We start from the raw sequence: 25993 nt of genomic DNA, 5'->3' as shown, positions 1-25993 counted from the left end.
GTGATTCTGCTACGGATCCTTTGCGTTTTCACCGCTCACCGGTCTGCCCTTGGCGCCCCGCGGCTCCTAGGCTAGGTGCGCGCGAAGGTCCGCCGGGCGTTGTCGCCGCGCGGATGCACCAGCTTCGGCCACCAGAACCAGCGCCCGAGCAGCGTCGCGATTGACGGCATCAGCAGCGTGCGCACGATCAGCGTGTCAAGCAACAGACCGATACACACCGTCGACCCGAACTGGCCCAACACGCGCAGATCACTGCCCAGCATGGACGCCATGGTGAACGCGAACACTAACCCTGCCGCGGTCACCACGCCACCTGTTCCGGCCATCGACCGGATGATCCCGGTTTTCAGTCCGGCGTGGATCTCCTCCTTGAACCGCGATACCAACAGCAGGTTGTAGTCCGAACCCACGGCCAACAGGATGATCACCGACAACGCCATCACGATCCAGTGGATTCTGATGCCGAACAGGTCCTGCCAGATCAGCACCGACAGCCCGAACGACGCCGCGATCGAACTGGCTGCGGTCCCCACGATCACCAGTGCGGCGACCACGCTGCGAGTGAGTAGCAGCATGATCATGAAGATCAGCGTTAGCGCGGACACCACCGCGATCATCAGGTCGTACTTGGCGCCGTCGTGCATGTCCTTGAAGGTCGCGGCGGTGCCACCCAGATATACCTTCGCGTCGGCCAGCGACGACTGCTTCAAGCCCTCCTGTGCGGCCGTGCGTTCGGTTTCGACACGCGAAATGCCTTCCGGCGTCATCGGATCACCTTGATGGGTGATGAAGAAACGCGCTGACTTGCCGTCTGGCGACAGGAACATCCTCAGACCGGTCTGGAAGTCCGGGTTGTCGAACGCTTCGGGCGGTAGATAGAACATGTCGTCGTTCTTGGAAGCGTCGAAACTCTGCCCCATCACGATGGCGGTGTCGCTCAACGCTTTCATCTGATCCAGCATCGCCTTGAACGTCGACTGCATCGTGAGCGTCAGCGCCTTGGTGGTTTTCATCGTCGCAATCATCGGCGGGATCAACGGCAACATTTCATGCGTCGCATCTGCGGTGCGCTGAATGTCCTTGGTAAGCAAGTCGAATTGGCCGGCCAGCTGGTCGAAACCGTCTAGCGACTCGAACAGCGACCGCAGCGACCAGCAGATCGGGATGTCGAAACAGTGCTTTTCCCAGTAGAAGTAGGCACGAATGGGTCGCCAGAAGTCGTCGAAATCGGCGATGTGGTCGCGCAATCTATTGGTTATCTCGGCGGTTTCCGCCGTAGTCTTGGCGCTGTCATCGGCGGCGCTGGCCAGATGCTGCGTCACCGTGTACATCCGCTCCATGGTCTCGATCATGAATTGCATCTCGTCGGCCATCTTGGTGATGTCGGCCATCCGGTCCTGCAGGAAAGCCATGTTCTGCATAGTGGTCTGGCTTTGCATGCTGTTCTGAAATGGTATGGAGCTGTGCTGGATTGGGATGCCTAACGGTCTGGTGATGTCCTGCACCATCGCGATGCCGACCGTGCGCATCACGTTCTTGGCGACCCGGTCGAGCACCAGCATGTCAGCCGGGTTCCGCATGTCGTGGTTAGCCTCGACCATTAGCATGTCCGGGTTCATCCGCGCCTGGGAGAAGTGCCGATCGGCAGCTTCCTGGCCCTGGTTCGACGGCGCGGAAGTCGGCAGGTAATAGCGGTCGTTGTAGCTCGTCTTAAAGCTCGGCAGCGCCACCATGCCGACCAACACAACCGCGGCGCTGACCGCCAGAATCGGTGCAGGCCAACGCACTACGGCGGTACCGACCCGTCGCCACAACCGACCCTGCTTGGCCGCACGCTTGGATTCGAACAGGTGCAGCTTGCTACCCACGAACACCACCGCGGGGCCCAAGGTGACCCCGGCCAGCACCACGACCAGCATGCCGATCGCGACCGGCGCACCCATGGTGTTGAACCAGGGCAGCCGCGCAAAGCTCAGGCAGTACGTCGCCCCGGCGATGGTCAGGCCCGAGCCCAGCACAACAGGCGTGACCCCGCGAAAGGTCGTGTAGTAGGCCGTTTCTCGGTCCTCACCGGCGCGCAGTGCCTCCTGATATCGACCGACCAGGAAGATGCCGTAGTCAGTTCCCGCGGCGATTGCCAACATGGTCAGGATGTTGGCGGCGAACGTGGTCAGCCCGAAGGCGTTGTTGTACGCCAGCACCGCGACGATTCCTCGCGCGGACGCCAGCGCGACGAAAGTCATGAACAACTGCACGAGTGTGGTCACGATCGATCGATAGACCAGCAGCAACATGATGGCGATCGCACCCAGCGTGAATAGGGTGATTTTGGCCAGGCTGGCGTTGCCGATGACGTGCATGTCATCGCTGAGCGCGGCGGGGCCGGTGACGTAGACCTTCAGCCCGGCCGGTGGCGGGTTCTTGTCGATGACCTTGCGGACCGCCTCGACCGAATCGTTGGCCTCGGTGGTGCCCTGGTTGCCGGCTAGGTTCAACATCACGTAGGCGCCCTTGGCGTCGGCGCTCTGGGCTCCGGCGGCGGTCAGCCGGTCACCCCAGAAGTCCTGGATGTGCTGGACGTGGTTGGGTTGTTCGCGCAGCTGGCGAATCAGGTTGTCGTAGTAGTGGTGCGCCGGATCGCCCAGCGGCTGGCCGCTCTCCAGCACGATCATGATGGTGCTGTTGGAGTCGAACTCCTTGAAGTTGTGGCCCAGCAGCATCATCGCCTTCATCGACGGTGCATCCATCGGAGTCATCGGCGCGGAGTGGGCTTCACCCACGACCTCCAGCGACGGGACGACGACGTTCACCAGCACCGTGATAAACACCCAGGCCAAGATGATCGGTATGGCGAAGATGCGGATGGCGTGCGGGATGACGGGCCGGTGCGGGCGTTCGGCACGCGGGGCAGCTTCGCCGGGGCGGGCGGGCTCCTGGACCCGGATCGGGCCGGTCGCCTCGTTCTCGTGGTCGCTCATGCGGATTTCACCAGGCAGAAGGTCTGGGGGTTGACGCCATCGGAGCTCTTCTCTTCCCTCACGACACCGTCGACGGTGATGCGGCAGTGGATTTGGCTGCCGTCGGTCTGCGCCATGATGTTGGCGCTCACGGAGGGCAGTGTCGTCGAGATCGTCAACGACCACGGCAGCGGCGCCGCGTCTACTTGGTGAGTGTTGGCGTCGGCATCCCAGTAGTTGATGCTGGCGGTGGCTCCGGGGGTCCCGGAGACCTCATAAACCACGACTTTGGGGTTGAACTGGACGATCTCGATACCCTGGCCCGCATTGGCATTGAGGTCCTGTGAGCCGAAGATCTTGTGCAGCCTGGACACCACCAGGGCCGATACGGCGAGGACAACCACTAAGACCAGGGGTATCCAGGCTCTTTTCAAGAAGCGGCTACCGCGCCCCGCGAGTGAACCAGTCTGCACCGCCACCGCTTGCCACCGCCTTTCGCGCACCAACCCTGCCTGTAACAACCCGCCGCAGAGCTTGCTTCCGCCCGACATGAAATTGTCGGGCAAGAATCTTTGCTCGGCTAAGTATGTTAACCCTTAGTGGACGCCAGCGTTCCTCGGGGTGGCTCGGTTGTGCCGAACGGCACAGCCCGCCTAACGCGCCACCCGACCGGTGATCGGCGGCAGATCGGCCAGGGTCACGATGCCGGGTTTGGCAGCAACCACCGCTGGGACCGCGTTGGTCACCGGCATCGCGGTATAGATCATCCCCAGGCCCATGAACCCTGGCTCCTTCCAATCCTTGGGAGGCAGGCAGTGCAGGACGGTGCGCATGTTGGGCAGCCCGAACACCTGAATCACGTGGCCGTGTTCGAGCGGTTTGGGCGGATTGATGTGATTGCCCATCGTCCAGTTGAATCCAACACTGACGACGTTGCGATCACCCTCCCAACCGCGGTGGTAGCCGTAGACGCCGCCGACGGTCCCCGCCGGGATCGTCATGAAGCCCAGATCGGTGTCGCCGGTGGCCGCGGTGAAGGTGACGTCAAAGGTCATTCGGTCCAGGCGGGCACCGATCGCGTCCGCCATCATCGCAGCCGACTCGGCGAACACCTCGCTTTCGCGCCGCACACTTTCGGCCAACCCGGGCGTCGCCGGATCCTGCGAGAACCCCATCGCCGTCTGGGTCCCGGCCGACTCGTAGGTGGAGCAGTCCACCGATTCGGTAATACGGATCTCGTCGACGCGCTCGCAGGAAGCCGACAACACCATCCCGACCATGTTCGTCATGCCGGGATGTGCACCGCTGCCGAAGATCGTCGAATTACCCCGCTCGCAAGCCTCGACGATGCGCTCGCGGTCCTGCGGGCTCTGCTTTCCACCGGTGATCCAGGCCGCGCTGGAGCACACGTTGACCCCGGACTCCAGCAGCCGCACCAACTCATCGATGTTGGGCCACAACGGGTTATAACAGCACGCGTCGGCACCCAACGCAATCAGCGCGTCGATGTCGTTGGTAGCGAGCACGCCGGTGGGTTCGGGCCACCCGGAAAGCTCGGCGGCGTCCACACCGACCTTGTCAGACCCGTGCGCGTACACGCCCACCAATTCCAGATCGGCCCTCCCGATAATGGCGTGCAGTGAGCGGCGCCCGATATTGCCGGTGGTCCACTGGATCACTCGCAGCGGGCGGTCAGGGTGGGTTGTGCTCATCGGGTGCTCCTTTGCGCCGGTGTGAACGGACCCAATTATGTTCGATCAGATTGGCCGGCTCCGCGTGCACCTAAGCGCGGTCGATTTCAAGTGACACCGGCTGGGTGCGCCCACTGGACAACGCTGCCAGCGCCGCGTCGATGACGACGTTGGTGGCATATCCGTCGTAGGCCGTTGGTCCGTTGGTCGACCCCCCGGCCACACTGGCCAGCCACGCGGCATCCTGATCCCGGTAGGCACGCTGGAAGCGCTCCATCCAGGCGCCCGGCTTTGACTGTGCGACAACGCTATTGGCGGACGCATCGTCCACAGGGTGCGGAAGGCCAAGCGTGCCGCTACTGCATACGAGTTCGCAACCGATGTCATAACGCAGACCCGGCCCACGGCCAAGCTCCATGACGCCGACGACACCAGACCGCGAGGTCAAGGTGAGAACGACGATCACCGTCGACCCGTCACTGCTGGCCGTGGTTAGTGCAGACACGTCCCTGACGTCCTCGCCGCCCAGCCAGCGGAACACATCGATATCATGCGAAGCCGAACTCGTGATCAGCTCTGTCTCGTCAAAGTTGATCACCGCCAACGGATTATGATGTCGCTGGCTGATCAGCACGGGCTCGCCGACCTCGCCCGACCGCAGCCTGCGATGCAGGTCCAGATAGTCGGTGTCGAAGCGGCGCATATGACCCACCTGCACCAGCGGGCGGCCAGCGGCGCGTTCTGCCTCGACCAACTCTCGCGACTGTTGCGCAGTCGTGGTGAGAGGCTTTTCGCAGAGCACGAACAGGCCGCGCTCGATACATGCGCGCACGATCTCGTGATGCGTTTCGTCGGCCGTCGCGACCACTACAGCGTCTACGTCGGCGTCGTTAACGCATTCCAGGGGATCGTGAAAGACGGCCGCGGCAGGCACTTTGGCGGCAGCCCGCTCGGCAAAAGGAACGTGACTGTCGGCGACCGCGCAGATCCGCGCCTGAGGTTGCAAATCGCGGAAGTATTCCAGGTGTGCGGTGCCCATATTGCCCAGGCCGATCAGAGCCAGTCGCACCGGGGTGACGTTCATGGCCGGCTTCCCGGCGCCGTGGCAGGTGATTCGGCGACGGCGGTCCAGGTTCCACTGGACACCGATGCCGCTACCGCGGCGTGGATCGTCGCCGCGCGCAAACCGTCGGCGAACACCGGCAAACCTTCGGGTGCGTTGCCGGTGCGGACCGCTTCGTAGACATCGGCGACGAAAAGGTTGAAGCAGTCCTGGTAACCCTGTGGGTGACCGGGCGGCAGCAATGAGTAGCGGGCACTGCGGGGATCCAGTGCATCCGCATCACGCACCAGCACCGTGGTCGAACGCAAGCCCCCAACTACCAGTTCGTCCGGGCGTTCCTGATTGAACCGTACCGCCGTCTCACGACCGTCGAAGGAGAAGAACAACTCGTTCTTCCGCCCCGGTGATGCCTGACTGACCACCACACTTCCGATTGCTCCGCGGTCGGTGCGGAATGCGACCACGGCACCGTCATCCTGGCGGACCCCCGACCGCGGCGCCGCAGCTTCCGTCGCGAACACGCTCGTGATGCGGTGGCCGGTGACGAACTCCGCCAAATCGCACCAGTGCGAGCCGATGTCGGCGAACGTCATGCTGACACCGCTTTGCGCCGGATCCGATCGCCAGCCAGCTGGGTCGGCCTTGGCCATGTGGTCCTGTAGGTAGCCACCGTGCATTAACCACACCGCCGAGTCCTGGATCCGGCAGCGGGCTTCGCGCGCCATGGCATAGAACCGGTAGATGAACGAAACGGCCGCCACCGTCTGCGCCTTCGAAGCCGCTTGGACCAAAATCTCGGCTTCGGCAACCGTTGTGGCCAAAGGCTTTTCGCAGATGACGTGCTTGCCTGCCGCCAACACCGCAGTGGTCTGCTCGACGTGCAGATTATTTGGCGTGCAAATGTGAACGACGTCGATGTCATCAGCGGCGCAGATTTCTGCCGCGGTGGCCCACCGTTGCGCGCCGAGGCGTCGCGCGGAGTGCTCGCTGCTTTGCGCGGAGGCGGCGCAGACCGCAACCAGTTGGCCGCCTGCGCGCTGCACGGCGTGGGCGTGCACCGAGCCGACCATGCCGGTGCCGATGATCGCGCTGCGTGGCTGACGTGGCTGGCTCAACCGCAATCTCTTTTCCGTACGGGGCGAGGGGTGCGAGCCGAATCGTATAGAACCGGGCGGATCGGCTACGACCCTGCTGGTTCTATCACCGATACCGTGTTGTCTTGGTTGGCTGTGTAAACGATGTGGTTGATGGGGTCGACATCCACAGCGAAGGTGTCCTTCCCGATACGAATTGCGCCGACGATGGTGAACGATTTGGCGTCGATCACCGAGACGGCACTATCGTGATTTGCCGTGTAAACGATCTGGTTGGCGGGATCGACGGTCACTCCGTACGGACTGTTGCCAATGTGGATGGTTGCGATGACCCGCCGATTTTCCAGATTGACCACCGACGTGGCACCCTCCGCTTCGTTCGTGACATAGGCCGTGTGGGTGAGCGGGTCCACCGCCACGCCACGGGGGTCGTTTCCTACTGGGATAGTGGCCACGACGGCGAGGCTGTGTGTATCGATCGCTGACAAGGTGCCGTCGCTGCTGTTCGCGACGTAGGCGGTGTGTGCGGTGGGATCGATCGCCACACCGTAGGGGTTTTTGCCGACCGGGATCGTGGCGGTGACGGTGCGGCTGTCGAGGTTGATCACCGAGACTGTGTAATCCCACATGTTGGCCACATAGGCCGCGCGGGTGCTGGGGTCGATTGATACCCCCCACGGGTTTGTGCCCACTCGTACCGTGGCGGCGACTGCGCCTCCGACCGTATCGATCACCGACACGCTGTCATCTCGATTGTTGGCCGTGCAGGCAGTGTGGCTGGCCGGGTCCACCGCGATGCCTACCGGGCCTTTGCCTACCGGCACAGTCGCCGCGACGGCGCGTCTGACCGTATCGATCATCGAGACACTGTCGTCTTGGTAGTTAGCGGTGTAGGCGACATGATTGACGGCGTCGATTGCTACCGCCTCGGGGCGTTTGCCTACCCCAATGGTGGCCGCGATCCGCGCGATAGATGCCATCGCAGGCTTGGGAGCGGCGGCTGAAGGTCGGTGATGGCGAGAGCTGAACCAGCCGATCGCCGCCGCCGCGGCAACCAGGGCAACCACGACGCCGATAGCGACCAGCGCGGCTCGGCTCGGGATGCGTCGTCGTCGTTTTCCCGTCCCCGCCGTGGCATCGGTCGTCGCGTCGGCCACGGGGGCCATGGTCGCGACGGTCGTTTTGTCTTGGGGTGGCGCGCTGCTCAGAGCTCGGTGCGCGGCGGAGGCCAGGTCGGCTGCCTTGGGATAGCGGTCTTCGCCTTCCTTTGCCATTCCTTGAGCGATGACGTCGTCGAAGCCGGCGGGCACGCCCGGATATCGGCTGGGGCGGGGGATGGGGCTGGCCAGATGCGCGGCGATCAAGGCCGTCCGGTCGCTGATCGAGTAGGGCGTGGCACCGGTCAGGCACTCGTAGAGCACACACGTCAAGGCGTAGATGTCCGACCGATGATCGACCTCGGCGTCGGTGAATCGTTCGGGAGCCATGTAGGCGAAGGTGCCGACGGTGGTGCCGGTACTGGTTAGTTTGACGTCAGTGGCGGCGCTGGCCAACCCGAAGTCGACGAGGCAGGCGAAATCCTCCGGCGCCAGCAAGATATTCGCTGGTTTGACGTCGCGGTGGACGATCTGTTCGGCATGGGCCGCGTCGAGCGCGGAGGCGATCTGGGCGACGATCGACACCGCGCGCACCGGGTCCAGTGGTCCGCTCTCGTCCAACACGGTGCGGAGGTCCGTGCCGGGGATCAAACGCATATCGATGAAGAGCTTTCCCTCGATCTCCCCGAAATCGTGGATCGGGACGACATGAGGTTCGTTGAGTCTGCCCGCAGTGCTGGCCTCTCGGAACAACCGTCTGCGAAAGCTCGGGTCGGCAGAGTAGGACGGCGGCAGCAGCTTGAGCGCTATCGATCGGCTTTTCCGCGTGTCGAGGGCCTCGTAGACCTCTCCGAACGCGCCCCGCCCCAGAAGTCGCTTGAGCAAGTAGGGCCCGAAGTGGGATCCGGTGTGCCACTCTTCGGTCGTGCCGCCAAGCGGCGGCTCCTCCGCCAACAGCGCCTCCTGACGATCCTTCGTTGCACTTCGGAGTTTATGCGCCTAGCGGGTACATCGCCGCCGTTTGCTCAGCGATGACCTTGGTTCAGCACGGCCAGCGCGCCAGAGAGAATCTGCGAGACCGGATCGGCGCCACCGCCGAAGGTGGCCTGCGTCGCCGGTGCCGTGACGGCGGCCGGGTCGAACCCGTGCACCGGATCCACCTGAACCGGAGCCGTCAGTGGATCGTCGTTGCGTGAATAGGCTGCGTTGATCATCGGCGCCAACTCGGCGTCCATCTGACTCAGCAACTCGTCCGGCACGCCGAGATAGCCGAGCGGAAGCACCAACGGAAGGTGCCGCTCGGGGATCAGATACGTCGTCGTCGTGGCGCCGCGTGAATTGACGGTCGTCCGGATGTTCTGGGGCGGCACCATGCTGGGGTTGGTGAACGCCACCGCGGTGTGGCCGGTGGCGAGGCCCACCAGCGTGTTGGCCAGGGCCAGCAGGTTGTCCGGCCGGTCCGGGAAGTCGGCGATCGAGTCGTAGGCCGAAATGAATTGCTTAGTGTTGTACTGGCTCTCCACCGGAGGCGGGATGGTGTAGTCCATCGCGGGCACCACGGAGCCGACCGGGAACATGGCGGTCAGGAAGCTCTGACCGAAGGGATGCCGCGCGACCGGATCGCCGAAGGTGGCGAACGTCAACTGGTCTGGTGGGGGAGCGGTCGGATCGTTGGCGAGCCGGGCCTGCACGGCATTGAGCACCAGTGACCCCTCGGACAATCCAATTGCCGTCCCAGGGCCGCCGGCGTGGATCGCCGCGAGCAGATTGTTTTCACCGACATCGACGGACTCGCCGATGCTGGGACCGTCCGCTCCGAGCCCGGGAAATTCCTCGTCCAGTTTGCCGATTCCCGGGAAGATCCGTCCCAGCACATGGCCCTGGACCTGACCTGCCGGATAGTCGACAATCTGCCGTCGCAGCCCGGGGAACCACTCGTCGCCTTCGCGGCGGATGTATTCGTCGTAGGGGATGCCCAAGACGTGCGCACCGCCCAATGCGTAGGCGTTGCCGCCGGGAGCCGTCGGATCGGCAGGCGGCGGGTCGTCGGCTTTGGCCAGGCCGGCACCGAAATAACCTGAGGCGCCCAGAGTTACCGCCGCCGTGACTCCTGCGAGTAGTTTCTTCATGGTTTGTCCCGCTCGTTCGGCTCGGTCTTACGGTTCTGCATATTTCGGTCCTCGTCCGCCTAATCCACCTAGTCGGCCTGGTCGGCGGGTAGCGCTTGCGGCCTCGGGTGTGACGGCCACCAACTCCCCTTGCCGACCAGCGTAGCGATGGCGGGCACCGTGATGGTGCGCACCAGGAACGTGTCCAGCAGGATGCCGACGCCGATCACCAATCCGGCCTGGATCACGGTGCCGATGCTGGAGAACAGCAGACCGAACATCGAGGCGGCGAAGATCAGACCCGCCGCGGTTATCACGCCGCCGGTGGAGGTCAGGGTGCGGATCACGCCGTAACGCATGCCGTGCGGCGACTCGTCACGCATTCGGGAGACGAACAGCATGTTGTAGTCGGCGCCCACCGCGACCAGCACAACGAACGCCAAAGGTGGCACGCTCCAATGCAATTGCTGACCTAGTAGGAATTGGAACACCAGCACGCCGATACCGACAGCGGACAGGTAGGAGATGATGACCGATCCGACCAGGTATAGCGGTGCGACCACGGCACGCAGCAGCGCCATCAAGGTCAGCAACACGACCAGAACGGTCACGACGATGATGTAGCGAATGTCGCGCTCGTAGTAGTTGCGTGTGTCGCGCAGCGTGACGGGATATCCGGCCATCGATATGTTGGCGTCCGCCAACGCGGTGTTGGGTTGGGCGCCCCGCGCGGTATCGGTGATCGCGTTGACCTGGTCCATCGCCTCGGCGCTGAACGGATTCAACTTCGTCTGCACCAGGTAGCGCACCGAGCGTCCGTCGGGCGAGATGAACATCTTGGCGGCCTTTTTGAACTCCTCCAAGTGCAGCAGTTGGGCTGGGATGTTGAACCCCGCCATCGACGGGTCGGCCGCGTCATTCTTCATCGAGAGCAGGAACGCCGATGCGTCGCCGAGCCCTGCGCCCAACTGCCTAACCTGTTCGACCAGCTGTTCCACGCCGTCGGCCAGCTGCCGGCTCCCGCCGGCGAAGCGGTCGGCACCCTGTTTCAGATTGGTCAGGCCCGACTGCAGGCCGCCCGGCTGGTCCAGCCCCAGGGAGTGCATCGCTCTGGTGAAACCGGTGAGCACCGCCCGCAGGCGGTCCACCGATGCGTTCAGGGTTTGCCGGTCCTGGAACGTCTGCAGTTGTCCGGCCAGTTCGTTGATCTGGTCGAGACTGCCGTCGCCACGGGCGGCGACCAGCCGCTGGAACTGGGCGCGGGTGTCGCTACAAGAGAGGTCGGCGTCGCAGACGGGGTTGCCCTGCAGCGCCGTCAGCACCGGTCCGATCCAGCCGAACATGTCCTTGACGGCGGAGAAGTTCACGCCCATGGAGTTGCCCAAGGTGTTGATGCTGTTGACCAGCTTGGCCGCGGTCACGACCTCCCGCACCAGTTTCTCGCCGCCGTATTGGGTCTTCATGGAGGCGAAGGCGTCGGTCAGGCCCTGCATGCTGGCAACCATCTGGTTGACCTGGCCGCGCACATCCCGCAGGTTGACGGCCAGTGTGTTGGCGCCGTCGACCAATTTGGTGAGGTCGTCATTGTGGTCACTGATCACGTCCGACGCCCCGCCGAGCCGGGCGCCGACGGCACCCGCCTGATACGTCGCGCGGAATTCTTGCGGGACCACACCGGTGGGCCGGGTGATGCCGCTGACTCTGGCGATGTTCGGCAGCTGGCTGATCCGGTCCGCCATCTGTTCCAGGTCGGCCAGCGCCTTCGGGGTCCGTAGGTCGTGTGGGGACTGGATGAGGATGTATTCGGGAACGGACTGGTTCACCGGGAAATGGTGCTCGAGGGCGGTATATCCGATCGAACTCGGAGCCGACGCCGGCACCACCTTACGGTCGTCGTAGTTAAAGCGAACCAGCCCTGCGCAACTCGCCAACGCGACCAGCACAAGCACACTGGCCACCAGGTGAGCCTTCGGCCGGCGGACGATACGGATGCCGGATCGCCGCCAGAATCGTGCGGTGCGTTCGCGCCGTGGCTGGACCCAGCCGCGTGGTCCAGCGATCACCAGGATGGCGGGAAGCAAGGTCACCGCGGCCAGGAATGCGACGCCGATCCCGATTGCCGACGACGCGCCGACCGTCGAGAACACACCCATCCGGGCGAAGCTGATGCCAAGGAAGGTGATGCCTACCGTGGCCGCAGACGCGGCGATCACCTTCCCGATGGAGATCAACGCCCGGCGTACGGCGTCGTCGAAGTCCGCGCCGGCACGCAGGTAGTCGTGATATCGGCTGATGAGGAAAACGGCATAGTCCGTACCGGCGCCGGCGATCATGGCGCTCAGGAACACGATGGACTGATTGGACACGCCGAAGCCGGTCAATTGGGAGAACCCCGCCACCAACGCCTGCGCCACCAGCAGGGACATTCCGATCGCCGCCAGCGGCAGCAACATGGTGATCGGGTTGCGGTAAACGACCAGCAGCACGGCGAGCACCAGGACTGCGATAGCCACCTCGATCGGCAGCCGGTCATGCTCCCCGGCGGCAGTGAGATCGGCCACAGTGGCTGCCGGCCCCGTTAGGTTGACGGTCAGCGGTGCGCCGGCGACGGTGTGTTTGACGATCTGCGAGACACGTCCGAACGCGGCATAGGACCGCGGAGTGCCTAACTCGCCGGACAGCCCGACCGGCAGCACCCAGGACTTGTTGTCTTTGCTGGTCAATACGGGGCGCAGAGGTGGAGTGCTGACGAAATCCTGGACCATCACCACATCGCGGGTGTCGTCGTGCAGCGCTGCCGCCAGCTTGCGGTAGACGCTTTCCTCTGCCGGTCCGAGCCCCTTGTCGTTCGTCAGGACCACGAGCAACAGGTTTTCCGAGCTCGACTCGTGAAAGGCCTCGGTCATCTTGCGGGCGGTGACGCTCGACGGCGCGTCGCTGGGGAGGATGGAAAGCGGATGCTTCTGGGACATCTCGTTGAGGGACGGCATCGTCAGCGGCAGCGCGACCGCGATCGCGACCCAGAACCCGATCACCACCCACGGCCACCGCACCACAAAATCGGCTAGGCGTCGCACAGTGTCCCCACCTCCGGTCCCAGCGTGCGCCCCCCAGCGACACCCCTGGCTGCGCCGCGCGAACCCTTGTTCCACGCTTGATCGGAAGTCGAGCTTCTCCGCGCCGCAGCGTCCATCGAACTACCCCACACTACGCAACGCGTCCCCAATCGCCGCTTTCCGCGACCCGGGTGCAGACTGCCTTCATCGCTTGGATGTACCGGGCGACAGATTTTTGCGCAACCGGGTTGTCCGGATACATCACTGCCATTGAAGTGCCTTCTCCGTACCGAAAAATGTAGATAGTCAACTGATACGAGAACCTGCCGTCGGAGTAGATCCCGATATTGTCCGCGTAACCCATCTCGGCGGCGGCGAGCACAGCGTTGAGCGGAGCGGCGTCGCCGTGCAAGAAGTTCGACACCGGGAAGTTCGGCCTTGGCCAACCCAGCCACGGCGCTAATTCCAGCACGCGGTAATACGGCACCTTCGCCATATCGAGTCCGGAATCGAAAGAATTCTGTGCCGCCCAGGCGGCATCGACAAACGATGCTGCCGCAATCGGTACCGTGATAGGAACCAAGCCCGTGAACCAGCCTTGGGTCATGAAATTCTCCGAGGTGCGCCGGGTATCCCGCGGGGTCAGCCCGTAATACGTGGGGGCGCCGGTGAATTCATGTTCGACCAGGGCCATGCACGCGAACAAGCCGCCGATGAATCGAGCGCCGGCACCCTCGCAGGCGGACTCGAATCGGGCCGTTTGTTGCGGGTCCATCAGCAGTTCGGTGACCATGTCGCTGTCGGACGGCTTCAACGGATTGCCGAGGGGAAGCGGGAACTCGGGAAACCCACCGTCATTGTTCTCGGCAAAGTCGATCCATGCGCGTACCGCCGGCGAATCTGCGGTCAACTGCGAGGTAAAGTCCCGCTGCTGGACGCAGTAGTCGTCGTAGCTGCCGCTGTCGGGCAGCGCGAGCGCACCCTTTCCCGCCGTCAGGGACTGATACATCGCATGGGACTCCAGCATCGTGATGCCGATCAACGTCGCGTCACCGTGAACGTGGTCGATGCTGGCATAGAAAGTAAAGTGGTCCTGGTTCTGTACGACGCCGAAAGCGAAGCATCCCCATTCCAGCGGGTTCGGTGTCGCAATTACGTGATCGCGTATTTCCTCGGCGCTCATCTCGCCATGATTTATCGGAACGAATTCAATATCGGCGGGATCGACGAGCGAGTGTCTGACAAAGTCGCCGGTGTCGGCGTACTGGAACCAACTGCGGTAGGTGTCGTGCCGGCGGAGGTAGGCGTTGAGAGCTCGATCCATCACGGCGATATCGCACTGACCGGGCACCTCGCAGCCAGCCAAAATAAGACGCGAAAAATCGAGTCCTGAGGCAGTCCTTTCGTAATAATTGCGGAGATGTTGACCTTGCATGTAGCTTACCGGGACAGAACTGACCGGGGCTTGCCGAGCTTTTTCCCGGGATGCGTCGGTCGGGTGCCAGGAGATAACCGTGCCCGGCCGCAGGCTCCATTGATCAATGGTGCCGATAGTGATTTTGCCGATGCGCAATATTTCCTCCAAGGTTTCGCGACGGTGCGGTGCGGCCACGCCGCCATCGAGATCAACATAACCGCTCCGGCGGGGTCCGTCGCCGCCGCCGACGACGCGCCGACCACGGCCTCGTGGGATGGCAGGAGCACTCTGTGACATTGCTTGGCGTTCGTGTCGGGCACAGCCTCGCTTGCCATACTGTGCCGGGGGAGATTCAAGCTGCGGCGCAACCAGGCCGGCCGACCAGGGAGGGCAACGCATGGCATTTGTCGAGGATCTGACGGCGTCGACATCGGGATTCGCGATCGTCGGTTACGCCGCGCGATTCCCGGGTGCCGCCGACGCGAACGAGTTTTGGGACGTGCTGCAACAGGGCCGTGACGCGGTGTCGGACATCCCCAAGGATCGTTGGGATGTCGAGGAGTTCTTCGACCCGGATCCCGACGCGCCCGGCAAGATGGTCGCCCGCCGGGCCGGCTTCATCGATGATGTGACCGGCTTCGACGCGCCGTTTTTCGGGGTGTCGGCCCGTGAGGTCAGGTTGATGGATCCGCAGCACCGCCTGCTGCTGGAAACTGCCTGGCAGGCGGTCGAGCATGCGGGTGTCGCGCCGATGTCCCTGGCGAACTCCAACACCGGAGTGTTCGTGGGCCTGTCGACGCACGACTACCTGGGAATGGCCTCCGACGAGCTGAGTTACGCCGAGATCGAGGCCTACATGGCGATCGGGACCGCAGCGGCCGCCGGAGCCGGGCGGATCAGCTACCGGATGGGGCTGCAGGGCCCGGCGGTTACGGTCGACACTGCCTGCAGTTCCTCGTTGGTGGCGATCCACCAGGCATGCCAGGCGCTGCGGTATGGCGAGTGCGACCTGGCGCTGGCCGGTGGCGCGAACGTGCTGCTTAGCCCCGCGACCATGATCACCTTCTCGCACGCGCACATGCTGGCGCCGGATGGCCGGTGCAAGACGTTCGACGCCGCCGCGGACGGCTATGTGCGCGGCGAGGGCTGCGGTGTCATCGTCATCAAGCGGCTCGACGACGCAATCCGCGACGGTGACCGGATCAGGGCCGTCATCCGTGGTAGTGCGATCAACCAGGACGGCGCGTCCGGCGGTCTGACCGTCCCGAACGGGGTGGCCCAACAGCGGGTGATCACCGAGGCACTGCAGCGTTCGGGCGTCGCGGCCGGCGATGTCGGTTACCTTGAGGCGCACGGGACCGGGACGTCGCTGGGCGACCCGATCGAGGTTCAGGCCGCCGGTGCCGTACTCGGCCAAGGCCGTGACCCGGAACGGCCGCTGCTCATCGGTTCGGTGAAGACGAACATCGGGCATTTGGAGGCCGCCGCGGGGATCGCGGGTGTGATAAAGGTCATCCTCTCGCTCGAACACGGGGCGTTGCCGAAGCACTTGAATTTCCGCACGCCGTCACCACACATTCCCTGGGACCGCTTCGCGGTGCGGGTGGTGCAGGAGCCCACCGCCTGGGAGCGCAATGGTGTGCCACGTATCGCCGGGGTCAGCTCATTCGGGTTCTCGGGTACCAACGCGCACGTCATTATTGAGGAAGCGCCCGATCCGGCGATCCGCATCAGCTCGGCACCGCCGCCGGTCGCGGCGCATGATGACCGGCGGTTCGGCCTGCTGCCGCTGTCGGCGCGCAGCCCGGCCGCTCTGGTCCAGCTCGCCCAGCGGTACCGCGAGTGGTTGACCGCGCATCCGGACGCCGATCTGGCGGATCTTTGTTTCACCGCCGGGGTCGGTCGATCTCACTTCGAGCACCGTGCCGCACTAGTGGTGAATTCCACCGAGTCCGCCGGTGAGCTACTTGCCGCACTCGCCGACGACCGTCCGGCGCCGGGCCTGGTGCGCGGGGAATCCGCCGACGTCCCGAAGACAGCGTGGCTGTTTCCCGGACAGGGCAGCCAGTTCGCCGGGATGGCGCGGGAGTTGTTCGACACCGAACCGGTGTTCGCCGAGACGATGGCCCGGTGTGCTGCGGTGGTCGCCCAGGTGCTCGAAAAGCCATTGTTGGAAGTAATTTTCGACCCCGACGCCGAGCACACGCTGCGCCAAACCAGCTACGCCCAGCCCGCCCTCTTCGCAGTCGAGATGGGGTTGGCCCGGCTCTGGCAGTCGTGGGGCCTACAGCCCGACGTGGTGCTCGGTCATAGCGTCGGTCAATACTCGGCGGCCTGCGTCGCGGGTGTGTTCTCGCTCGAGGACGGGGCGTTGCTGCTCGCCGAACGCGGCCGCCTGTTCGGCAATTTGCCCGCCGGCGGCCGGATGGTCGCGGTGTTCGCGGCCGCCGAGCGGGTCGAGAGTTTCACCGATGAGTTCCCGCGGCTGTCGGTGGCTGCCTTCAACGGCGCCAACACCGTGCTGTCGGGGCCCGCGGAGGATCTGGACCGAGCCGTGGCTGCGTTGACCGCCGATAGTGTCCGGTGTGAGTGGCTGGACACCAGCCACGCGTTCCACTCGGCGTTATTGGATCCGGCCCTCGACGAATTTGAGACCTTCGCCGCTCAGTTCGAATACCGTTCTCCGCAAAGGATTCTGGTGTGCAACCGGACCGGTGCCACACTGGGCCGGACGGTGCAGCTGGACGCCAACTACTGGCGCCGCCATGCCCGCCAGCCGATCGAGTTCGCCAAGAGTGTGGCGACCCTGGCCGATCTGGGCTGTGCCGCGTTGCTCGAGGTGGGGCCACAGCCGGTGCTCACCGCCGCGGCTCTGCGCGCCTGGCCAGACCCGGCGACGGCCCCGCGGGCGATCGCGTCGCTGCGTCGAAATGGTGCCGACCACCGGCAGATCACCGAGGCCCTGGCCAGCGCGTACGCCGTTGGCCACCTGCCCAACTTCGCCGCGCAGCAGCCGGCGCCGGTCACCAAGCTCGACCTGCCCACTTATCCCTTCCAGCACCGCCCGTACTGGTTCCGGGACAAGCGGATTCCAGCGAGCCAGGCCGTCAACCCGGCCGACGAGGCCGCACGCACCGAAGCGGTCCGGCTCCTCGAAGACGGCAAGTTCGACGAACTTGCCGCGCTGCTCGACGGCGACGGTAGCAACCAGCCAACCGCTGAAGTTCTGAAAAAGCTTGCTGCACAACATAATCGGCAGCGCGCAGTGCGATCAATCGCCGATGCCCGCTACGAGGTTCGGTGGGAGGAATCTGCGGCTGCCTCGCCGGCATCCGCCGTCGCCGGCGAGGGTTCGGCGTGGCTGCTGGTCGGCGATGACGCCGAGCTGAGTCAACCCCTGATAGACGCCCTGACCGCACGCGGTCACCGGTATCGGACTCTCGGATTGCCGGCGTCCGACCCAGACCGCGAACGGTTCGAAGGCGAGCTGCGCGCGGCGGTGGCCGAGGAACCGTCGCTGCGAATCCTGTGCCTGGCCCCGCTCGAGCGGGACAGCGTCGCCGCGCCGTCGATGCGATCATTACTGCGAATGCAGCACCGCGTCCTCGGTGGCGCAAAGCATCTTTTCCGGGCCGCGGCGGCCGCTGAACTGCGTGTTCCCATCTGGCTGATAACCCGTGGGGCACAACGAGTTACCGAGAGTGACAGCGCATCGCCCGTACAGGCCTGCGTGTGGGGATTCGGTCGCGCCGCAGCGCTGGAGCATCCGCAAGTGTGGGGCGGGATCGCGGATCTGTCCGCCGGCAGCGCCGACGAGTGGTCACGCCTGATCGATCAACTCTCGGCTGCACCGAGCGACTCGGTAGTCAGGGAAGACCAAATCGCGCTGCGCGACCAAATCGTCTATGTTCCGCGACTGCACCGCCGGGCCGGGTTGCCGACCGCCGCGCCAGTGCAATTGCGTTCCGGGGCAACGTATCTGGTAACCGGTGGGCTGGGCGCCATCGGGCTAGAGATCGCCGGGTACCTGGCATCTCGCGGAGCCCGGCAGTTGGTGCTAACCAGCAGGCGCGCTCCCAGCGAGGCCGCCCAACGGCGCATCGACGCGATTCTCGCCGAGCACGGCTGTCAGACCCGGGTCGTCGCCGCCGATGTCGCAAACCCGCACGACGTCGCCCGACTGTTGGCCACCGTGCAGTCCGAACTGCCGCCCCTGGCCGGCGTGGTGCACGCCGCAGGTGAGATGGGCACCACCCCGCTGCAAACCCTCGACGACGCAGAGGTAGAGCGCGTATTCGCTGGAAAAGTTTGGGGCGCATGGCATTTGAGTGAGGCCACCGCGGATCTGCGGCTGGACTTCTTCCTGTGCACCTCGTCGATAGCCGCGGTCTGGGGCAGCTTCGGTCAGTCCGCTTACAGCGCAGCCAACGCCTTCCTCGACGCGCTGGTGTCGCGGCTGCGCGAGCAGGGTGTGCCCGGGATCAGCGTGAACTTCGGCCCCTGGATGTCGGGGCTGGCGGAGACGACCGGCATGGCCGACGCGGACGCCCGGGCACGTCTCGAGCAGCGCGGGGTCAAGGCCCTGTCGCCCGCCGACGCGTTGGCCGGCATGGCCGAGGTGATCGCTGCGTCTTCGGGTGCCGCGCCCGACGCCGGACACGGTGTGGTGGCGCGGATCGACTGGGCCCGCTTCCTGCCGCTGTACCAACTCGGCGGCAAACGGGCGTTTCTGTCCGAGCTGGAGCGTGAGGTGCCCGAATCCGTCACTGCCCCAGCGGCATTGGGTTCATCTGGCACTACGCGATTGGTCGAGCAGCTCACCGCCGCCCCGGTGCAGCAGCGCAAGAAAATATTGGTGGAGTTCCTGCGCGACGTTGTCGCCGAGGTGACCCGCATCGACGGATCGGAGATCCGCGAGGAGGCCGGGTTCTTCGACCTCGGCATGGATTCGCTGATGGCCGTCGAACTCCGTCGCCGGGTCGAGCAGGCAGTGGGCACGCAGCTGCCGGCAACGCTGGCGATGGACCATCCGCGCCTGATCGACGTCGCCGACTACCTGCTGGGCGACGTCCTGAACCTGGGTACCCAGCCGTCCGCGGCCGCGGCGCCGGCCCGGCCAGTCTCGCTCACGTCCACGGCTGCCGACGAGCCGATCGCGATCGTCGCCGTGGCGTGCCGCTTCCCGGGCTCACCTGATCCCGACGCCTATTGGGACCTGCTTTCCGGCGGCGTGGACGCGATCCGCGAAATCCCGGACGACCGTTTCGACATCGACGAGTTCTACGACCCGGACCCCGAGACGCCAGGCAAGATCTACAGCCGCAACGGCGGATACCTGGAGGGCATCGACGGATTCGACCCGGAGTTCTTCGGCATATCGCCGCGCGAGGCGGTGTGGATGGATCCTCAGCAACGGTTGATGCTGGAGATCGTCTGGGAAGGCCTCGAGCGCGCCGGTTACTCGCCGGCGGCGTTGCGCGGCAGCCGAAGCGGCATCTTCGTAGGGGTCGCCGCCAACGAGTATTCGCACCTGCTCTCCCGCGACTCGGTCGAGACCATCGAGGCCCACTTCATCACCGGCAACGCGCTCAACGCCATCGCCGGCCGGGTCGCCTTCGCGCTCGGGTTGGAAGGACCGGCAGTTGCTGTGGACACCGCCTGCAGTTCGTCGCTGGTGGCCGTGCACCAGGCCTGCCAGGCGCTGCACTCCGGCGACTGCGATCTGGCGCTCGCCGGGGGGGTGAACGTGCTGCTGAGCCCGGCCTCGATCGTGGCCGCCTCGCGTGCCCGGATGCTGTCGCCGGATGGCCGGTGCAAGACCTTCGATGCGGCGGCCGATGGCTATGTGCGAAGCGAGGGCTGCGGCATTCTGGTGCTCAAGCGGCTCAGCGACGCCGAACGTGACGGCGACCGAATCTGCGCGGTAATCCGGGGCAGTGCGGTCAACCAGGATGGTGCCTCCAGCGGCTTGACGGTGCCGAACGGCGGTGCGCAGCAGCGCCTTATCTCCGCGGCATTGGCCCGGGCCGGTTTCAGTGGCGGAGACGTCGACTACCTCGAGGCACACGGCACGGGCACCGCTCTGGGTGACCCGATCGAGGTGCAGGCGGCCGCGGCCGTCTACGGAGCGGGCCGCGAGCCGGATCGGCCGCTGCTGCTGGGATCGGTGAAGACCAACATCGGGCACCTCGAGTCTGCGGCTGGCGTCGCCGGCCTGATCAAGGTCGTAATGTCGCTGCAGCACGAAATGCTGCCGCAGATCCTGCATTTCGAGAAGCCGTCACCCCACATTCCGTGGGAGTCGCTGCCGGTACAGGTCGTCGACCATGCCACGCCGTGGCAGGCCAACGGCCGGCCCCGCCGCGCTGGTGTGAGTTCCTTCGGGTTCACCGGCACCAACGCGCATGTGCTGATCGAGGAGGCGCCGCCACGCCTGGCGACCGACGACGCGTACTCGGTAGACGACGGCGAGTCCGATGACAGCGGAGCGACGGAGGCGCAGACCAGTGCATCTGTCGACGTGCTGCCGCTGTCGGCGCGCTCGTCCGAGGCGTTGACGGCGCTGGCGCAGCGTTACAGCGACTGGCTGGACGCGCACCCTAAGGTGGACATCGCCGACGTGTGCTTCACCGCCGGTGCCGGGCGCTCACAGTTCGAGCACCGCGCGGCACTGGTGGTGGATTCCGTGCAGGGTGCCCGTGAGCTGTTGGCGGAGTTAACGGAGAACCGGCTGCGCCCGGGTGTGGTCCGCGGTGAATGCACCGACCGCCCGACGACGGCGTGGTTGTTCACCGGCCAGGGCAGCCAGTACCCCGGGATGGCGCGGGAGTTGTTCGACGCCGAGCCCGTGTTCGCCGACACCGTGCGGCGGTGCGCGGACGCCGTCGATGGCCTGTTGCGGAAGCCGCTGCTCGAGGTGCTGTTCGCCACCGACCGAGACAGTGCAGAAGCCTTGCGGCACACCTCTTTTGCGCAGCCTGCGCTGTTCGCAGTCGAGATGGGTCTGGCCCGGCTGTGGCAGTCCTGGGGTATTGAGCCCGACGTGGTGCTCGGGCACAGTGTGGGCCAGTACGCGGCAGCCTGCGTGGCCGATGTGTTCAGTCTCGAGGACGGCGCACGGTTGATCGCCGAACGCGGGCGGCTGTTCGGCAACCTGCCCGAGGGCGGTCGGATGGTCGCCGTATTCGCCGACGCCGGGCACGTCGAGTCGGTCGCAGACAAATTCCCGCGGGTCTCAGTCGGCGCCTACAACGGCCCGAACACGGTGCTGTCTGGTCCGGGCGAAGACCTGGAAATGGTCGTCGCCGCGTTCAGTGACGATGGGATCCGGTGCAATTGGCTGGACACCAGCCATGCCTTCCACTCCGAGCTGCTCGAGCCGGCGCTCGACGAGTTCGAGTCGTACGCCGAGCGTTTCCAGTTCGGTATCCCGACGCGGCCATTGATCTGCAACCGCACCGGCGCGGTGCTAGGCGCCGACACCGGACTCAACGCCCAATACTGGCGACGCCATTCCCGCCAGCCGGTACAGTTCGCCGAGAGTGTGCGTACGGTGGCGCAGCTCGGTTGCACGGTGTTGATGGAGCTCGGGCCGCAGCCGATCCTGACGGCGGCTGCCGTGCAGGTCTGGCCGGAACACGCCGCCACCCCCCGCGCTATCGTTTCGTTGCGCAAGGGCACCGACGCTCGTCGTCAGATCGCTGAAGCGGTTGCCGCGGCTTACGTTTCAGGTCATCGGCCCAACTTCGCCGCGCTGCACCATTGCGCGCGGCGCCGACTTGAGCTGCCGACCTACCCGTTCCAGCGCAGGCACTTCTGGCCCAAGACCTCCGGCATCATCGGTGGCGGTGGCGACGGCGTGGCAGTCGCCGGAATTCTCGGTAGCGCGAAGGATCTCGCGTCCGGCGACGTCATCTACACCAGTCGGCTATCGGTCAAGTCCCAGCCGTGGCTTGCCCACCACGTCATCTACGGCACCGTCGTCGTCCCGGGCGCGACGTACGCGGCCATGGCACTGGCCGCCGTCGGGCCGCCGGCGCGGGTCCAAGATGTGTTCTTCTACGAGCCGATCATTCTGCCCGAGAAGAGTTCTCGGGAAGTACAGCTGACGCTGAGTCCGGTCGATGACGGCAGTGGTTTCACGTTCAAGGTACACAGCCGGCCATACGGGGTGCGCGACGCCGATTGGTCGCTGAATGCCGACGGCACCATCGTCACCGGTATCGATGATGAATCATTGCTGGATCCAACGGGTTCGGTGGACGCGGCGACCGAGCGGTTGAGCCGTACTCGGCCGCAGGAGTTGTTCGAGACCTTCTCCGATATGGAGCTGTCTTGGGGCCCGACCTGGTCGACCTCCCTCAAATCGCTGTGGGTAGGTGACGGCGAGGCCATCGGCGACGTGGTCGTCGGGGACGAACTCTCCGAACACCTCGGCAGCGAGCCGATCCACCCGGTGCTGCTGGATCTGTGCACCGGCGTCGCCTTCCCGGCGTTCCCGGCACTACTGGCGGCCGAGCACGGGGTAGCCGACCTGTTCCTGCCGCTGCGCTACGGGCGGGTGATGCTGCGCGAGAAGATGCCGCGCCGGTTCTACTGTCGCGCGAAGTGGCACGACAGCACGCTGGACAGCGAAACCCAGGTCTTCGACCTCGATTTCGTGGACCGCGACGGTCGCCTGCTAGGCGGCATCCGCGATTTCACCGTCAAGCGTGCCCCCCGAGAGGCGTTGCTGCGCGGACTGGGTGGCGACGCGACGCGCCTGCTCTACACGCTCGGCTGGCACGAGGTGCCGCCACCAGCATCCGATGCTGCTGACAGTGCCGTCGGCACGTGGCTCGTGGCCGGTTTCGACGAGCTGGCCGCCGAACTGCCTGGCTGCCTGCGCATCGAGCGGTCCGCAGACCCTGAACAAGTGCGGCAGCTGATTGCGCAAACGCAGGAGCGGGGCGTGCAGATCTCAGGGATTGTTCTGCGCGGCAACGGAAAACACGATGCCGAAGAATCGAGTGTCGACTTCGCAGCGCGGCTGCAGGCCGAGATCGGCAACGTGATCGGGGTGGTACATCCGCTGCTGGCCGACGACACGCTGAAACTCCCCGGCGGGCTGTGGATCGTGACCGAACGGGCAGTTGCCGCCGAACCCGGCGAACTCGTCGACCCGGTGCAGGCCGCACTGTGGGGGCTGGGCCGGACGATCATCAACGAGCAACCGATCCTGCGCTGCCGACTGGTCGACCACGACGGGTCCGAGGAGGCTGTGCACGCACTGGCCGGACTGCTCGGCGCGCCGGTCGAGGAGCCTGAACTCGCACTGCGCCAAGGGAAGTACCTCGTCTCGCGGCTGATGCCGTGGTCGCGCAGCGGGCAATTGGCGGTGCCCCGGGCGGGCGACTACGTGCTGGCACCGACTGAACGTGGCGCGATCGACAACCTGCGTCTGATGGAAACCGACGTGTCGCCGCCCAGCGCAGGTCAGGTGCAGGTCCGGGTGGAGGCCGCTGGCCTGAACTTCCGCGATGTGCTCAACGTGCTGGGTCTCTACCCCGGTGACCCGGGCCTGATCGGCGGTGACTTCTCCGGCATCGTTACCGAATTGGGCAGCGACGTCACCGGACTCGAGGTCGGCCAGCGGGTGATGGGCTTCATGCAGGGAGCGTTCGCCAGCCGGGTCAACGTGCCCGCCAAGTTGCTGGCACCGGTTCCCAAGGGGCTGAGTGCGGTTGACGCCGCCAGCATCCCGGCTGCCGCACTCACGACGCGACTCGCGTTCGACTGGGCGCAGCTGCGGCCCGGCGATAAGGTGCTCGTGCATGCCGCCAGCGGCGGCGTCGGATTGGCGGCCGTTCAGATGGCCCAGCAGCACGGTGCCACCGTCTTCGCCACCGCCAGCACCTACAAGCGCTCGATGCTGCGCAAGCTGGGCGTGCAATACGTGTACGACTCGCGCAGTACGGATTTCGCCGACCAAATTCTCGCTGACACCGGGGGAACCGGCGTCGACGTGGTGCTCAACAGCCTCACCAACGAGGGGTTCGTCGAGGCGACCGTGCGGGCGACCGCCCAGGGCGGCCGGTTCGCAGAGATCGCCAAGCGAGACATTTGGTCCCCGGAGCAGATGGCCGCGGCGCGTCCGGACATCGCCTACGAGATTGTGGCGCTCGACGGGACCATCATGACCGATCCCGACCACATCCAACGGCTGCTCGTGGAGGTGTCCGACGGGCTGGCCAACGGGCAGTGGGAGCCGCTGCCCGTCGAGATCTACCCGCTGACGGAGGCCAAGACCGCGTTCCGACGCATGCAGCAGGCTCGTCATATCGGCAAGATCGTGCTGCAGATGCCCAAACCGCTACAGCTGCATGGTGATCGGAGTTACCTGATCACCGGCGGTCTGGGTGCGCTGGGTCTGCATACCGCTGCGCACCTGGCACAACTCGGAGCCGGCGACATCGTGTTGACCAGCCGCCGTGAACCCGACGCCGACGCCCAGCGGGCGATCGCCGACATCACCGAGCGCCACCGCTGCCGGGTCCACGTGTTCGCGGCCGACGTCGGCGACGAGGGCCAGGCTATCGAGTTGCTGGGGCGGATTCGCGCGGAGTTGCCGCCGCTGGCCGGAGTGGCACACCTGGCCGGTGTACTCGACGACGCGTTGGTACCGCAGCAGACCGCCGAACGCTTCCAGACGACGCTGCAACCGAAGGCGTTGGGAGCCTGGCATTTGCATCGGTTGACCGCGGGTGATGATCTCGACTTCTTCCTGCTGTACTCCTCGGCTTCCAGTGTCCTGGGTTCGCCGGGTCAGGCCAATTACGCCTCGGCGAACGCGTTGCTCGACGGGCTCGCGGCATACCGCAAGGCCCAGGGGTTGCCGGCAGCCGCCATCAACTGGGGTCCGTGGGCGAAGGGCGGCATGGCCACCTCGCAAGCCGCCCGCGCCAATCTGGGTGCGCAAGGCCTCGTTCCGCTGGACCCGTCGGCTGCGCTCAGTGCGCTCGGTGAGATCGTCGCGCACGGAACCGCGCAGGTCACCGTCATCAAAGCGAACTGGCAGCGGGCGGCCAAAATGCTGGGCGGTTCGCGTCCACCGATCCTCGACCACCTACTGCCCAGTGACGCCACGGCGGCAGCTGGTGACAGCGAGTTGCTGCGCCAGCTCTTCGAGGTGCCTGAGTCGCAACGGGCCGACTTCATCAGTGAATACCTGCAGCATGAGGTGCAACAGTTCTTGCGCCTGGCGCAACCGCCGGCGGCCAGCAGCCGGTTCCTGGATCTGGGCACGGATTCACTGATGGCGGTTGAACTGCGCAACCGGCTACACAGCCAATTCGGTGACGCGTTCACGATTAGCGCCACCGCGGTCTTCGACTACCCGACGATCAGGTCACTGGCGGAGTATTTGGCCGAGCAGCTGCCGGAGCCTGATTCGGCGCCCTCGGAGGCACCGTCGGCGCCGCCGTCAGACGGGGACGCCGATGGTCGGCCGGATGCCGCGTCGGAGGGCTGAG

The 25993-nt window shown here is 65.3% G+C and carries 10 protein-coding genes; 1 reads left to right on the top strand and 9 read right to left on the bottom strand.

The window, feature by feature from the left end; all coding sequences use genetic code 11:
• Nucleotides 1–71: 71 nt before the first annotated feature.
• The 9 genes from H0P51_RS18930 to H0P51_RS18890 form a co-directional block, all read right to left on the bottom strand.
• Nucleotides 72–2978, bottom strand: a complete 2907-nt coding sequence (locus tag H0P51_RS18930) for an MMPL/RND family transporter (RefSeq protein ID WP_180914428.1) — start codon at nt 2976–2978, stop codon at nt 72–74.
• Nucleotides 2975–3430 (bottom strand): MmpS family transport accessory protein, encoded by a 456-nt coding sequence (locus H0P51_RS18925; RefSeq protein WP_281374058.1) that lies wholly within the window; start codon nt 3428–3430, stop codon nt 2975–2977. Before H0P51_RS18925 ends, H0P51_RS18930 begins: the two co-directional genes overlap by 4 nt.
• 180 nt (nt 3431–3610) lie before the next feature.
• On the bottom strand, nt 3611–4669 hold the full coding sequence (locus H0P51_RS18920; RefSeq protein WP_180914426.1) for an NAD(P)H-dependent amine dehydrogenase family protein: 1059 nt from the start codon (nt 4667–4669) through the stop codon (nt 3611–3613).
• A 70-nt stretch (nt 4670–4739) separates the two neighbouring features.
• Nucleotides 4740–5732 (bottom strand): Gfo/Idh/MocA family protein, encoded by a 993-nt coding sequence (locus H0P51_RS18915; protein WP_180914424.1) that lies wholly within the window; start codon nt 5730–5732, stop codon nt 4740–4742.
• Complete coding sequence (locus H0P51_RS18910) at nt 5729–6826, bottom strand: Gfo/Idh/MocA family protein (RefSeq protein WP_246398080.1); 1098 nt, start codon at nt 6824–6826, stop codon at nt 5729–5731. Before H0P51_RS18910 ends, H0P51_RS18915 begins: the two co-directional genes overlap by 4 nt.
• Before the next feature lie 65 nt (nt 6827–6891).
• On the bottom strand, nt 6892–8856 hold the full coding sequence (locus H0P51_RS29000) for a serine/threonine-protein kinase (protein ID WP_180914422.1): 1965 nt from the start codon (nt 8854–8856) through the stop codon (nt 6892–6894).
• 71 nt (nt 8857–8927) lie between these two features.
• The gene (pe, locus tag H0P51_RS18900) at nt 8928–10031 is read right to left on the bottom strand and encodes an acyltransferase PE (RefSeq protein ID WP_180914420.1); all 1104 of its coding nucleotides are present in this window, start codon (nt 10029–10031) and stop codon (nt 8928–8930) included.
• A 68-nt stretch (nt 10032–10099) separates the two neighbouring features.
• Entirely contained in the window at nt 10100–13087 is a 2988-nt protein-coding gene (locus tag H0P51_RS18895) for an MMPL/RND family transporter (protein WP_281373728.1), read from the bottom strand.
• A gap of 130 nt (nt 13088–13217) precedes the next feature.
• A complete protein-coding gene (locus tag H0P51_RS18890) occupies nt 13218–14639 on the bottom strand; it encodes a condensation domain-containing protein (RefSeq protein ID WP_180919085.1) in 1422 nt (473 codons plus the stop codon).
• A 241-nt stretch (nt 14640–14880) separates the two neighbouring features.
• Between H0P51_RS18890 and H0P51_RS18885 the strand changes: the two genes are divergently transcribed.
• Nucleotides 14881–25992, top strand: a complete 11112-nt coding sequence (locus tag H0P51_RS18885) for a type I polyketide synthase (RefSeq protein WP_180914418.1) — start codon at nt 14881–14883, stop codon at nt 25990–25992.
• Nucleotide 25993 lies beyond the last annotated feature (1 nt).

Source organism: Mycobacterium vicinigordonae, from assembly GCF_013466425.1.
Lineage (GTDB): Bacteria > Actinomycetota > Actinomycetes > Mycobacteriales > Mycobacteriaceae > Mycobacterium > Mycobacterium vicinigordonae.
Note: the sequence above shows the minus strand (reverse complement) of the source record. Positions and strands in the feature narration are given on the sequence as shown.

Excerpts from the sequence above, each read along its gene's own strand:
- H0P51_RS18930 (WP_180914428.1), bottom strand. The coding sequence starts at position 2,978 with ATGAGCGACCACGAGAACGAGGCGACCGGCCCGATCCGGGTCCAGGAG.
- H0P51_RS18920 (WP_180914426.1), bottom strand. The coding sequence starts at position 4,669 with ATGAGCACAACCCACCCTGACCGCCCGCTGCGAGTGATCCAGTGGACC.
- H0P51_RS18915 (WP_180914424.1), bottom strand. The coding sequence starts at position 5,732 with ATGAACGTCACCCCGGTGCGACTGGCTCTGATCGGCCTGGGCAATATG.
- pe (WP_180914420.1), bottom strand. The coding sequence starts at position 10,031 with ATGAAGAAACTACTCGCAGGAGTCACGGCGGCGGTAACTCTGGGCGCC.
- H0P51_RS18885 (WP_180914418.1), top strand. The coding sequence starts at position 14,881 with ATGGCATTTGTCGAGGATCTGACGGCGTCGACATCGGGATTCGCGATC.